Consider the following 12785-nt stretch of genomic DNA (forward strand, 5'->3'; position numbering starts at 1 on the left):
CAGGTTGCCCGAGCCGGCGGCCGGTCACGGGAGCCCCAAGCCGGCCTGGGCTAAGCCCGCTACTTCCCGAGGAACCGGAGCAGCACGTCGTTGACCTCGGCGGCGTGGGTCCAGAGCATGCCGTGCGGGGCGCCGTCGATCTCCACGTATTCGGCGCTGGGAAGGGCCTTGGTGAACCGCCGGCCCGTAACGTCGATCGGCAGGATCCTGTCCGCCGTGCCGTGCACGATCAGCACGGGGACATCGATCTTCGGGATGTCTGCGCGGAAGTCGGTGAGCCAGGTGGGCTGCGCTGCTGCGGACGCGGTGGGACCGCCCGAGGTCGCGAGGTTCCAGCCCGCGCGCATGACTTCCTCGCTGAGCCGGGGCGTGCCGAGGAAGGTGTCGCTGTTGTAGAAATTCTTGAAGAACTCCGTGAAGAAGGCGTAGCGGTCGGTGGTGACAGCCTCCATCAGGCCGTCGAACACGGACTGCGGGACGCCGTCGGGGTTGTCCTCGGTCTGCAGGACGTAGGGCTCCAGCGAGCCGAGGAACACAGCCTTCGCCACCCGGGCCGACCCGTAGGTGCCGAGGTACCGGCCCACCTCGCCGGTCCCCATCGAGAAGCCCACCAGCACGGCGTCGTTCAGGTCCAGGCTGGTGAGCAGGGTGTTGAGGTCGGCGGCGAAGGTGTCGTAGTCATAGCCGACCGTGGGCTTGCTGGACTGGCCGAAGCCGCGGCGGTCGTAGGTGATGACCCGGTAGCCGGCGCCCAGCAGGGCCGTGGTCTGCTTCTCCCAGGAGGATCCGTCCAGCGGGTAGCCGTGGATCAGGACCACCGGCTGCCCGCTCCCGTGGTCTTCGTAGTAGAGCTCGATGTCGGTGCTGTTCTCGGTTCCAACCTTGATGTAGGCCATATCGGCAGTCCTCTCGGTACGGTTCGGAAGTCAGTTCGTGTGCGGCGCGGCGTTGGTGCCACTGTACGGAACCAACGCCGGTGGGCAACAGGGTGTTCCCCGCGGTCGCATTTTGACGGCGCGCATTTCGACAGTGCACATTTTGACCAGTTATACCCCTGGGGGTATAGTAATCACGACAGACCTACCAACAAGGAGAACCAGATGTGCCGACAGGTTGCATGCAAGAAGTGCGGTAAGACCACTTGGGCCGGCTGCGGCCAGCACGTTGACACGGTCATGCGGGGCGTCAAGAGCGCCGACCGCTGCAAGGGCCACGAGGGTGAAGTCAGCACCAAGACCGGCTTCTTCGCCAAGCTCTTCGGCCGCTAAACCGGTTCTCCAGCTGGATCGCAGGGCCCCGTTGCACACCGTGCAGCGGGGCTCCGCGCTTTAATGCAGACGTGACGCTCGCAGCCGGCCCACCCAAGCAGCGCCCCGCGCGTGACAGACCTACCCCAGCACGGCCTTCGTGACAGCATCGGTCAGCTCGTGGATCACGGCCAGGCGCTTCTCGCCCCCGCCGTCCTCGCCCCAGGTGTAGATGGCCAGGGCGTAGGACCGCTCGCCGGAGCTCAGGATCGCCGCGTCGTGGAGGTAGCCCTCCAGCTGGCCGTACTTGTGCTGCACCGTGATGCCCGGGCCGACGGCGGCCGGAATGAGCCGTTCGTTGTTGGTCTGCTGCATGTAGCCGAGCAGCTCCTGCGTGTGCTCCGCGTTCAGCAGCGTGCCGGTGGAGAGCCGTTTGAGCAGCTCCGCCATCTCGGCCGGGGTCAGCAGGTTCTGTTCCGGGTCGTAGCTGATCCCGATCGACGCGGCGTACTCGATCAGCCGGGGGTAGCCGATGTCCTGCATCAGCAGCAGCCAGGCGTCGTTGCTGCTGGCGTTGACCATCGCCTTGACCTGGAACGCTGCGTCGTAGCTCCCCAGCGGCACGTCCAGCGACTTCTCGCCGGTCTCCACCAGATGGTAGTAGGCGGCCGCCGTGATGATCTTGGCGGTGCTGGCCGCCACGAACTCGGACCCGTCACCGTAGCCGCGCGGCTCCCCGCCGTGGGTGTCCGCGAGGACGACGCCGATCCGGTAGCCGGGGTTTTCGGCCAGGACCCGCCGCACCTCGGCGTCGAGGGCATCAAGGTCGACGGCGGCCTTCGGGGCCTCCGCCGCCGGGGCCTCGGCCGCCGGCTGCTCCTCCCACAGCTCCTGCGGGCCGGCGAGGAAGTCCGTCCCTGGAACCGGCCCGGTGCGGACGACGGCGACGGCCACCATGCCCAGCAACACAAGGACTGTGGCCGCCCAGACCACGAGCAGTTTCCCGCGGGTTGTGAGGGCTTTGGCGGCCGGACGCGATGGTCCCGAGGTGTTCATGGCGCAGGACCTTCCAGGTCAGTCAAGGGGAGGGGTTTCCTGCAATGTATGCCGGGCCGCGGGGCATGTCCAAATGCCGCGCGGGGCGGCGCGAAGGTGAGGGCAAACTCCCAGCTGGGACGGGACCGGACGTGTGACACGGCCCGCGCTGGAAGCACCCCCGTGCTGCCCCGCACGATTAGGCTGGCAATCATGCCGAGGAAAATCACTGTGAGCCTGCCGGACCCCACCCTGCGCGAGTACCTGACGCCCCACCCCGACGTCACCGTCCTCGACTGGGACCTGACCGGGGAACCGCCGCTGCCGCACCTCGACATCGTGGTCCAGCCCTACATGGGCAGCACGGAGATCCTGCGCAACCTGGAAGCCGTGGACACCGGGCTCGTGCAGAGCACCTCGATCGGCTACGACGGCGTCGCGGAGCAGCTGCCGCCGGGCCGCGTGTTCGCCAACGCCGCCGGCGTCCACGAAACCTCCACCGCGGAACTCACCCTTGCCCTGATCCTGGCCAGCCAGCGCGAGTTCCCGCGGCTGCTGGCCAACCAGCGGGAGGGCCGCTGGGAGACCCGGCCCACCGCCAGCCTCGCGGACCGGCGGGTGCTGATCGTCGGCTACGGCGGCGTGGGCAAGGCGATCGAGGACCGGCTCCTGCCGTTCGAAACCACTGTGACCCGGGTGGCCAGCAAGGCGCGGGACGACGAGCGCGGCCACGTGCACGGCATCGCGGAGCTGCACACCCTGCTGCCGGAACACGACATCGTTGTGGTGGGCGTGCCGCTCAGCGATGCCACCCGCCACCTCATCGACGACGCCTTCCTCGCGGCCATGCCCGACGGCGCCCTGCTGGTCAACGTGGCCCGCGGACCGGTCGCGGACACCGACGCCCTGGTCCGGCACACTGCCAGCGGCCGGATCCGCGCCGCCCTGGATGTCACCGATCCCGAACCGCTGCCGCAGGACCACCCGCTGTGGCGGACCCCCGGCGTCATCATTAGCCCGCATGTGGGCGGGGCCAGCTCGGCCATGCGCCCGCGGATGGGGAAGCTCGTCCAGCGGCAGATCGAGCTGATGCTGGCCGGCGAACCGCCGGTGAACGTGGTGCTGGGCGGCTAAGAGCCGGACCAGTCCCGCCGGTGGGCTGCCCGCCACCATATAATCCCAGTATGCCAATCACGCGCCCCGACCGAGGCAACCTCGCCCAGCCGTCCGCCCTCAAGCAGCACGGGAGCGAGCTGTGAGCGGCGGTCTCGTCGCCCTGCTGGACGACATCGCCGCCCTGGCCCGCATCGCGGCCGCCTCGGTGGACGACGTCGCAGCCGGAGCGGCCAAGGCGGGGGCCAAGGCAGCCGGCGTCGTTATTGACGACGCCGCCGTCACCCCTCAGTACGTGTCCGGGGCGGACCCGTCCCGCGAACTGCCGATGATCAAGAAGATCTTCTGGGGCTCGCTGCGGAACAAGCTGCTGATCATCCTGCCGGCGCTGCTGCTCATCAGCGCCTTCATCCCGGGCGTCATTCCGTTCATCCTCATGCTGGGCGGCACCTACCTCTGCTACGAGGGTGCCGAGAAGGTCTGGCACAAGCTCCGCGGCCAGCACGAGGCCGAAGAGGACACGCCGGCGGTCGACCGGGGCCCGGAGGCGGAGGCCAAAGTCACCAAGGGCGCCATCACCACCGACTTCATCCTCTCCTGCGAGATCATGGTCATCGCGATGAACGAGATCTCCGCCGAGTCCATTTGGGCCCGGGCGGCCATCCTGGTTGTTGTGGCGCTCGCGATCACGGTGGCCGTGTACGGCGCCGTCGCACTCATCGTCAAGATGGACGACATCGGCCTGCACCTGACCACCAAGGACTCTGCGGGATCCAAGCGTTTCGGCGAGCTGCTCGTCAAGGGGATGCCCGCCGTGCTGACCACGATCACCGTGATCGGGACGGTCGCCATGCTGTGGGTGGGCGGCCACATCATGCTGCAGGGCGCCTACGACCTCGGCTGGCACCTGCCGTATGACCTGGTGCACGTCCTCGAGGCACCGTTCGCCGGGATCGCGGTGGCGGGCGGCTTCCTGGCCTGGCTCGTGAACACCCTGTGCTCGGCCGTCCTCGGTCTCGCCTGGGGCCTTGTCGTTATGGCCGTCCTGCAGCCGCTGCTCAAGGTGCTGCCGTTTGGCAAGAAGCAAGGCGGGCATGAAGAAGGCGACGTCCGCGCCGCCGTCGACGACCATCAGCCGGCAAAGCACGACGCCGATCCCGCCTCTTAGGGATACGGCAGCCCCCGCCCGTGCCGGAATAAATGTCGCCCCCGTCGTAGCACGCAGAAACAGAGCGCAAATGTTTCGGGCCCCGCCGTAGGCTGTTTAGATGCCTCGTTTTGCGCTTGATATTGAGTCCGTCCCCCGTCCCGTCCGTTCGCAGGAGCTCCTGGATGCGGTGAACCACCGGGTGGTCATTGCCGATGGGGCGATGGGCACCATGCTGCAGGGGCGGGACCTGTCGCTCGAGGACGACTTCCTGGGGCTGGAAGGCTGCAACGAGATCCTCAATGCCACACGCCCGGATGTCCTCGCGGACATCCATGACGCGTACTTCGCGGTGGGAATCGACGCTGTCGAAACCAACACCTTCGGTGCCAACTGGTCCAACCTCTCCGATTACGGCATCGACGACCGGATCGAGGAACTCGCCCGCAAAGGCGCGGAGATCGCCCGCGAGCGCGCCGAAGCGGCAGAAAAAACAGACGGACGGATGCGGTGGGTCCTGGGCTCGATGGGGCCGGGTACCAAGCTCCCCAGCCTCGGACACACCAGCTACGACTACCTCAAACAGACCTTCGCCCTGCAAGCCGAGGGCCTCATCGACGGGGGAGCGGATGCCTTCCTCATCGAGACCAGCCAGGACCTCCTGCAGACCAAAGCCGCGGTCAACGGCTGCAAGCAGGCCATCGTGACCCGCGGCATCCGGCTCCCCATCTTCGTCGAGGTGACCGTCGAGACCACCGGAACCATGCTGATGGGATCCGAGATCGGCGCCGCGCTCACCGCGCTCGAGCCGCTCGGCGTCGACGCCATCGGCCTGAACTGCGCCACCGGGCCGGATGAGATGAGCGAGCACCTGCGCCACCTCTCCAAGCAGTCCTCCGTGGCCATTGCCTGCATGCCCAACGCCGGCCTCCCTGTGCTTGGCCCCAACGGCGCGCACTATCCGCTGTCACCCAGCGAACTCGCCACCGCGCACGAGCAGTTCGTGCGGGAATTCGGTCTGGGCCTCGTGGGCGGATGTTGCGGTACGACGCCGGAGCACATGGCCGCCGTCGTCGAACGTCTTGCGCCCTTCCGCACCACCGCCGCCGTCACCAGCGGCGGGAGGGGCGCCGACGGCGCCCGCGTTCCCACCGAGCGTGAAGCCGGCATCGCTTCCCTCTACCATCATGTGAATTTCGACCAGGAGTCCGCGTACCTCGCCATTGGTGAGCGCACCAACGCGAACGGTTCGAAGGCGTTCCGCCAGGCGATGCTGGACGAGCGTTGGGACGACTGCGTCGATATTGCCCGCGGGCAGGTCCGTGTCGGTGCGCACCTGCTCGATGTCTGCATTGACTATGTGGGGCGCGACGGCGTGGCCGACATGAAGGAGATCGTCTCGCGTTTCGCGTCGGCCTCCACGCTCCCGCTCGTCATCGACTCCACCGAACCTCAGGTGCTGCAGGCCGGGCTCGAACACATCGGCGGCCGCCCGGTGATCAACTCCGTCAACTATGAGGACGGCGACGGCCCGGACAGCCGCTTCGGGCGCATCATGCCGCTCGTGAAGGAACACGGTACCGCCGTGATCGCCCTGACCATCGACGAGCACGGCCAGGCACGCACCACCGAGGGCAAGGTGGCCATCGCCTCGCGCCTGATCGATTCCCTGGTGGGTGAATGGGGGATGCGCGTCGAAGACATCATCGTCGACGCCCTGACCTTCCCCATCGCCACCGGCCAGGAAGAAACCCGCCGGGACGGCATCGAAACCATCGAGGCCATCCGCCAGATCACCGCGAAGTACCCCGGCATCCACACCACCCTCGGCGTCTCCAACGTGTCCTTCGGCCTGAACCCGGCAGCGCGCATGGCCCTGAACTCGGTGTTCCTGCATGAGGCAGTGCAGGCGGGCCTGTCCAGCGGCATCATCGACGCCGCCAAGATCGTGCCGCTCGCGTCACTGCCGGAGGAGCAGCGCAAAGTGGCCTTGGACCTCGTCTGGGACCGCCGGGAATACGACGCCGACGGCAACGTCACGTACGACCCCCTGAACAGCATGCTGGACCTGTTCGCCGGCGTCGACACCGCAGCGCTCAAGGACCAGCGCGCGGCGGAACTGGCGGCGCTGCCCACCGGCGAACGCCTGGCGCGGCGCATCATCGACGGCGAAGGCAAGGGTCTCGAAGGGGACCTCGACCTTGCCCGGAGCGAAGGCATGTCACCGCTGGCCATCATCAACGATCAGCTGCTCGAGGGTATGAAAGTGGTGGGTGAGCGCTTCGGTGCCGGCGAGATGCAGTTGCCGTTCGTGCTGCAGTCCGCCGAGGTAATGAAGAACGCGGTGGCACTGCTCGAGCCGCACATGGAGAAGTCGGATTCCTCGGGCAAGGGCACCATGGTGATCGCCACCGTGCGCGGCGATGTGCACGACATCGGCAAGAACCTGGTGGACATCATCCTCACCAACAACGGCTACAAAGTGATCAACATCGGCATCAAGCAGGGGATCGCCGAGATCATGGCCGCAGCGGAGGAGCACAACGCCGACGTGATCGGCATGTCCGGCCTGCTGGTGAAGTCCACCGTGGTGATGAAGGAAAACCTCGCCGAACTCCAGTCCCGGGGGCTCGCGAAGAAGTGGCCCATCATCCTCGGCGGCGCAGCCCTGACCCGCGCCTACGTGGAGCAGGACCTGGCGGAGCAGTTCGAAGGAACCGTCAGATACGCCAAGGACGCCTTTGAGGGCCTGGCACTGATGGAACCGCTGGTGCAGGTGGCCCGCGGCGCCGACCCGGACGCCGTCGGCCTTCCGCCGCTGAAGAAGCGGATCCACAAAGGCGGCCCGAAGTTCACGGTGACCGAGCCGGAGGCAATGCCCGGCCGGTCCGACGTCGCCGCCGACAATCACGTGCCGTCGCCGCCGTTCTGGGGCACCCGCGTTGTGCGCGGCGTGGCACTCCACGACTACGCGGCCATGCTCGACGAGCGCGCCACGTTCATGGGGCAGTGGGGGCTCAAGCCCGGCCGCGGCGATGACGGCGCCTCCTACGAGGAACTGGTGGAACGCGAGGGCCGGCCGCGGCTGCGGTACTGGCTGGACCGTATCCTCGGCGAAGGCATGCTCGACGCGTCCGTCGCGTACGGCTACTTCCCGGTGGTCTCCGAGGGGGAACAGGTGGTGGTGCTGCACCACGGGGAGGATCGCGACGGCGTCCTCGGCACCGCGGGACTGCTCGCCCCCGACGGCGGCTCCGGCGGCCCGATCGGCACCGAGCGGCTGCGGTTCGACTTCCCGCGCCAGCGCCGCGACCGGCACCTGTGCCTCGCCGACTTTGTGCGCTCGCGCGAATCGGGGCAGATCGACGTCCTTCCCGTGCAGCTGGTCACCGCCGGCTCCAAGATCGATGAGGTGACTTCCGAGCTGTTCGCCGGAAACCACTACCGCGACTACTACGAGCTCAACGGCCTGGTCATGCAGCTCACTGAGGCGCTCGCGGAATTCTGGCACGCGCGCATCCGCTCCGAGCTGGGCTTCGCGGCCGAGGAGCCCAAGGACAAGGCCGGGTACTTCAAGCTCGACTACCGCGGTGCGCGGTTCTCGCTCGGATACCCCGCGTGCCCGGACATGGAGGACCGCCGCAAGGTCACGGAGCTGCTGCGTCCCGAGCGGATGGGCGTGGTCCTGAGCGATGAGCTGATGCTGCACCCCGAACAGTCCACCGACGCATTCGTGTTCCATCACCCGGAGGCGAAGTACTTCAAGGTGTGAGTTGCAGCCGGTCCCCGGCCTGGGCGGGTTGGGCCTGCGCGGCCTGCCCGCCGACGCTTCCGCGCGCGCTGGAGACCGGCTTCACCCGCCGGAGCGCGGCGAGAATGGCCCGCCCCACCACCGCGATTCCGATGACCGTGGTGATGGCACGCAGGGTGTCCCAGCCCGCCGTCGACGTCACCAGCGAATAGAGCAGGAAGCTGCTGAAGTTGGTGGCCAGCGGCGCGCCGGGCATGTAGGAGATGCCGGTGCCGGCACCCACCGCGAAAGGCCAGAACCACAGGTTGGTCAGCAGGCCGAACAGGTAGGACGCCACGGCGCCGTAGCCGCACAGCATCCACAGTTCTGCCCGCCCGCGCACCCGGCGGGGGAGCAGCCCTGCGCCCGCGCCCACCCACGCACAGGCGAAGACCTGGAACGGTGTCCAGGGCCCGATGCCACCCCACAAAGCACTCGAAAGGGCGATGGTTGCGGCGCCGAGGAGCATGCCAAAACGGGGACCGAAGGCCCGTCCGGCCAGGATCAGCAGGATAAACACCGCCTCAACACCTCCGACGCCGGTGCTTGCCACCCGCACCGCGGAACCTACGGCGGCCAGGACGCCGAGCAGCGCCACCATGTGTGCGGAGCGGACCGAACCGTCGAGGGACACGACGACGGCGACTGCTGCGAGCGGCGCAACGGCCAGCGCCGCGTAGGGGAGGGCCGCGGCGGCATCCTCCGGGAAGGCCGCGGCGAGCAGCGGCCAGCAGAACGCTGCGAGGGCCAGAACGTTTGCGGCCGCGAGCACTGCGAGCTCGACGCCCCGCGGCATCCGGATGCGGCGCTGCCTTGCCGGGCTCTGGGTGTCTGGTTGTTCAATGACCCGTGGCCTCGGTCCGGCACCTGCTTGCCTGGTAAGCGGGAGGGACGGTTCAGGTGCCGTGGCCGGCGCGGAAGAGGGCGCGACGCCGTCACGCATCGGGAGGATCCGGGCGCCGAGGCCGTGGGCAAAATCGAGGTCGTGCGTGGCGATCAGGACCGCCGCCCCTGAGTCCGCTGCCTCCCGCAACGCCGCCGAAACTGCTGCGCTCGCCGCAGGATCCAGCCCGCGGGTGGGCTCATCGATCAGGAGTACCGGGGGATCGTCCATGGTCTGCAGCGCGATGGCGAGGATTCTGCGCTCGCCTGCAGAGAGATCCCGGGGATGCTCGTGCCCGATGGGAATGCTGACGTCTCCCCGCAACCGGGCAAGGTGTGACTCCGCAGAGCGTGGGGGAAGCTGGTCACCGCGCCGGTCTGAGCGGCGCGCGGCACGCGCCTGGCGTCGCTCGGCCGCGCGGAGCTCTCCCGCGACGGTATCCCTCGTGAAGAGGTCGTCCGAGGCGTCCGGCACAAGGGCGACCCGGCCGCCGTCGACCGTGCGGCCGTTGACGGTTCCTTCGCCGAGGGCGAGCGCCACCAGGAGGGACGACTTCCCGGCGCCGTTCGGCCCCACCAGGGCCACCACCTCACCTCGGTGCAGGGTCAGCGATGCCTCGCGCACCAGCGGCGTGCCCTTGCGGTGCACCGCGAGATTTGCCGCAGTGAGCACGGGCGCGGGCTTCGCGGGCTTCGCCGGCTCCGCCGGCGTTGGACGGGCAACGGCAGGGGATGAATGCGCGGATGGCGCAGCACCCGGCACCAGGGCGACGTTGTCGATGGTCCACCACGAGTCGGCAACGGGTACCAGCGGCTCCGCCCGGTGCTCTGCCACGATGACGCAGACGCCGTCATCGCGGGCGAGGGCGTCAAGGACGGCGATGACGTGCCCGCGTGCTGCGGTGTCAAGATCGGCCAGGGGTTCGTCCACCAGGAGCATTGCCGGTTGCTCCACCACCGCGGCGGCGATGGCTACGAGCGTTGCCTCACCCGCCGAGAGCGTGCTGACATTCCGGTCCAGCAGCGCCGACACTCCGATCCGATCCGCGACCTCCAGCACACGGGCCTTGGCGGTCCCGGAGGCCACGCCGCGCAGCTCAAGTGCGAGGGAGATTTCGTCCCGGACCCGGGTGCTGGCGAAGGCTGCGCGGGGATTCTGCAGGACGACGCCGATAAGGCGGGCGGTATCGCGCGGCGGCGTGGTGGCACGGTCCGCTCCGGCGATGCACACGGTGCCGGAGATTTCTCCACCGTCAACGTGGGAGAGGAGGCCGGCGATACCCCGCAGGATGGTGGATTTGCCGGAGCCCGTCGGCCCGGTAATGACCGTGATGGACCCGCTCGACGGCGTGAATCCGGCGACGCGGACCTGCGCGTCGCCGATACGGAATTGTGCGTCCCGGACGATAACCGGTGATTCGGTCCCTTGGCCGGGTTGGTGTGCTGCCCGGCTCCCGAAGCCGCGCAGCTCCAGGGCCGCGGCGACCCGGCCCGCGTGCTCAAGGGTGCGCTCGAGCACCGGCACCAGGGCGCGGGGTCCGAAGCGTTCGCCCCGCAACCGGAACGCCAGGCGGACGGAGGTCACGGCGTCGGCAAGCGCCGGAAGCGCTGCCCACGCCACCACAAGCGTCCGGGCAACGCCCTGCATGGGGCCGCGCCGGGCCAGGTGCACGAAGCCGCGGGCCACGTCCACCCAGGCGTTGAGTAGGCCGAAACCGAGGAACATTACGGCAATCGGAAGTGCGGACAGGACTGCCGCCCACAGCCCGGGTCCCGTAACCGGACCGAGGAGGACAACGTGGGCGTACGGGGCAGGCAGCCGGATGGCTGGCAGGTCGAGCAGAACCGGTTCGCCGATGCCCGCCCCGTTGAAGAGGATGCGGTAGATGACCCGCGCCGCGATGAAGACGACGGCGAGGACCGCCGCGGCGCGTAACGGCGCGGGTCGAAAGGTCATACCGCGGGGGCGGCCGGTTCGCCGTCGACGGTGTAGAGCAGTTCCAGGCTCTCGCCCGGGCTCACCTGCAGGGTGGCGAGGCCCTCCTGGGCGTACGCCCAGTCACCGGAAGCCGGCTTCACCCAGAGCGCCCAGTAGGCAAAGGCAGCGGGCATGCTGCTGCATTCTTCCTTGTACGTGCCGCCCTTGTGGGTGATGTCCAGGTCTGCGGCGGGCACGCCGTTGACGCGGCACACCAGTTCGTTGGGGTATTGGGTGGTGCCTTCGGTTTTTACCTTGGCCTCGTCGAGCACCTTGGAGGCGGGAGTGGCCGCATCCACGGGCACGCAGACGGACGTATCAGCGGCAGACGGCTTCAGGGCGCCCGAATCGACGATGACCTTCACGCCGGCGCAGGGCCCGGCGGCGCTGGATGAAGACGTTGTCGGGGAAACCGGCGCGGAGGTGGTTGGCTGCGTAGCGGCCGGCGTGGAACAGGCGGCGAGGGTCAACAGGAGGCCTGCGGCGGCGAGGGAGCTCGCGGCGGCGGTGCGGATCTTAGTCAAAGTCACCTGTCAAGGGTAGGACGTGCTTGTCCGGATCAGGATGCTGTCTCGTTGTGTGACGTCAGGACCGGAATGGGGTCAGCGGCCCCCGCCAGTTGGCACCACAGCAAAGCGGCCGACGGCGGGAGATCCCGCCGTCGACCGCTTTGCTTTTTGTACTGCGTCCGCAGGCCCGTCGTGCCATAGCCGTTGTTCTTCTTCCCCGGAACAAAGCGCCACATCGGGTTCTATCCGACTTCAGACGCGATCGCGCATTTCTCGACAGAGCTGGCCGCAAATGGAACCACCGAGTACGCTATCCAGCTGCGCCATGATGCCCCGCTCCCGACCGAGCTCATCCGCGAGATAATCGCGTGGCGGCTACAGCAGCTGCCTTCAGACAGGGTTTGAATCGGTCTCCTCGGCGCACCGCACCGTTCCGCCGCCGGCTTCCTTTCGGGTTGCGGACGAACCCAGCGCCCGTGGTCCCAACCACCAGGCTCCGGCGAAACGCTGTTCTCAGGGGTGCATCTGACAGAATGGCCGGCATGATCGAGATGCCGCCGCCTGAACCGCCTGACCTGGAGCCGGATAAGATCCGGGCACTGATCGACTACGCGGACAGGATGGCTGCGTTCATGGAGGCTGAGATGCAACTGCTCCGTGAACTTGGCAAGGCAACTCCCGAGAACGACCTGAGCGAACTCGTAGAAGGCTGGAGGTTCACCGCGCAGGGCCTGCGGGACAGCTACGACGGACGGTTCTGAGACAGAACCACACCAGCGATATTCGGCGGCCGAGGTCAGCCTTGCGAAGTCTCGCTGGGTGGACGCTCATCTTTGCCTGCGGGCTTCTGCATCCCGAGGATGAGGAAGGTGATGCCCATAGTGAAGAACGCAATCCAAGCCGTGGTGCCCAGAAATATCATTGCGATCGCAACGGCAAGGAAAACGATCCCGATCGGCAGGAAGGCGGTGCCCCCGTTTCTCTTCGCTCGGCCGTTCGACTCCGACGTGGGCTTTCCTTCACGGTTCATCTGGCCGAGGCTACGTCGGTGAACGGAGACCCGCAAATGCTCCCGCGACTGAGC

Annotated in this window: 11 protein-coding genes; 6 read left to right on the forward strand and 5 right to left on the reverse strand. The window is 67.9% G+C overall.

Annotation, left to right across the window (positions count from 1 at the left end; all coding sequences use genetic code 11):
- Nucleotides 1-59: 59 nt before the first annotated feature.
- Complete coding sequence (locus tag ABIC21_RS04650; protein ID WP_354349246.1) at nucleotides 60-896, reverse strand: alpha/beta fold hydrolase; 837 nt, start codon at nucleotides 894-896, stop codon at nucleotides 60-62.
- Between the two features lie 204 nt (nucleotides 897-1100).
- Between ABIC21_RS04650 and ABIC21_RS04655 the strand changes: the two genes are divergently transcribed.
- Nucleotides 1101-1268 carry a DUF8730 family Cys-rich protein gene (locus ABIC21_RS04655; RefSeq protein WP_354349247.1) on the forward strand — a complete coding sequence of 56 codons (168 nt, stop codon included), beginning with the start codon at nucleotides 1101-1103 and terminating at the stop codon, nucleotides 1266-1268.
- 120 nt (nucleotides 1269-1388) lie between these two features.
- Here the strand turns inward: ABIC21_RS04655 and ABIC21_RS04660 are convergent, their stop codons facing one another.
- Nucleotides 1389-2303, reverse strand: coding sequence for a serine hydrolase (locus ABIC21_RS04660; RefSeq protein WP_354349248.1), 915 nt, complete (start codon nucleotides 2301-2303; stop codon nucleotides 1389-1391).
- 192 nt (nucleotides 2304-2495) lie between these two features.
- On the opposite strand from ABIC21_RS04660, the gene ABIC21_RS04665 reads away from it, so the two are divergent.
- The 3 genes from ABIC21_RS04665 to metH all read left to right on the forward strand — a co-directional run bounded on the left by ABIC21_RS04665 (nucleotide 2496) and on the right by metH (nucleotide 8314).
- The gene (locus ABIC21_RS04665; RefSeq protein ID WP_354349249.1) at nucleotides 2496-3416 is read left to right on the forward strand and encodes a 2-hydroxyacid dehydrogenase; all 921 of its coding nucleotides are present in this window, start codon (nucleotides 2496-2498) and stop codon (nucleotides 3414-3416) included.
- 121 nt (nucleotides 3417-3537) lie between these two features.
- Nucleotides 3538-4563 (forward strand): DUF808 domain-containing protein, encoded by a 1026-nt coding sequence (locus ABIC21_RS04670; RefSeq protein ID WP_354349250.1) that lies wholly within the window; start codon nucleotides 3538-3540, stop codon nucleotides 4561-4563.
- 100 nt (nucleotides 4564-4663) lie between these two features.
- Entirely contained in the window at nucleotides 4664-8314 is a 3651-nt protein-coding gene (gene metH / locus ABIC21_RS04675; RefSeq protein ID WP_354349251.1) for a methionine synthase, read from the forward strand.
- On the opposite strand, the gene ABIC21_RS04680 is transcribed toward metH, so the two are convergent.
- Nucleotides 8304-11171, reverse strand: coding sequence for an ATP-binding cassette domain-containing protein (locus ABIC21_RS04680; protein WP_354349252.1), 2868 nt, complete (start codon nucleotides 11169-11171; stop codon nucleotides 8304-8306). The two genes, metH and ABIC21_RS04680, sit on opposite strands and share 11 nt — an antisense overlap.
- Nucleotides 11168-11722, reverse strand: a complete 555-nt coding sequence (locus tag ABIC21_RS04685; RefSeq protein ID WP_354349253.1) for a hypothetical protein — start codon at nucleotides 11720-11722, stop codon at nucleotides 11168-11170. The genes ABIC21_RS04680 and ABIC21_RS04685 overlap by 4 nt, the downstream gene beginning before the upstream one ends.
- Before the next feature lie 183 nt (nucleotides 11723-11905).
- Here ABIC21_RS04685 and ABIC21_RS04690 point away from each other — a divergent pair, with 183 nt between their 5' ends.
- Together ABIC21_RS04690 and ABIC21_RS04695 are read left to right on the forward strand one after the other, a co-directional pair.
- On the forward strand, nucleotides 11906-12106 hold the full coding sequence (locus ABIC21_RS04690) for a DUF1801 domain-containing protein (protein ID WP_354349254.1): 201 nt from the start codon (nucleotides 11906-11908) through the stop codon (nucleotides 12104-12106).
- Nucleotides 12107-12243: 137 nt separating this feature from the next.
- Complete coding sequence (locus ABIC21_RS04695) at nucleotides 12244-12462, forward strand: hypothetical protein (protein WP_354349255.1); 219 nt, start codon at nucleotides 12244-12246, stop codon at nucleotides 12460-12462.
- A gap of 35 nt (nucleotides 12463-12497) precedes the next feature.
- On the opposite strand, the gene ABIC21_RS04700 is transcribed toward ABIC21_RS04695, so the two are convergent.
- Nucleotides 12498-12731 (reverse strand): hypothetical protein, encoded by a 234-nt coding sequence (locus ABIC21_RS04700; RefSeq protein WP_354349256.1) that lies wholly within the window; start codon nucleotides 12729-12731, stop codon nucleotides 12498-12500.
- Nucleotides 12732-12785: the final 54 nt, after the last annotated feature.

The organism is Pseudarthrobacter sp. PvP090 (genome assembly GCF_040547365.1).
Lineage (GTDB): Bacteria > Actinomycetota > Actinomycetes > Actinomycetales > Micrococcaceae > Arthrobacter.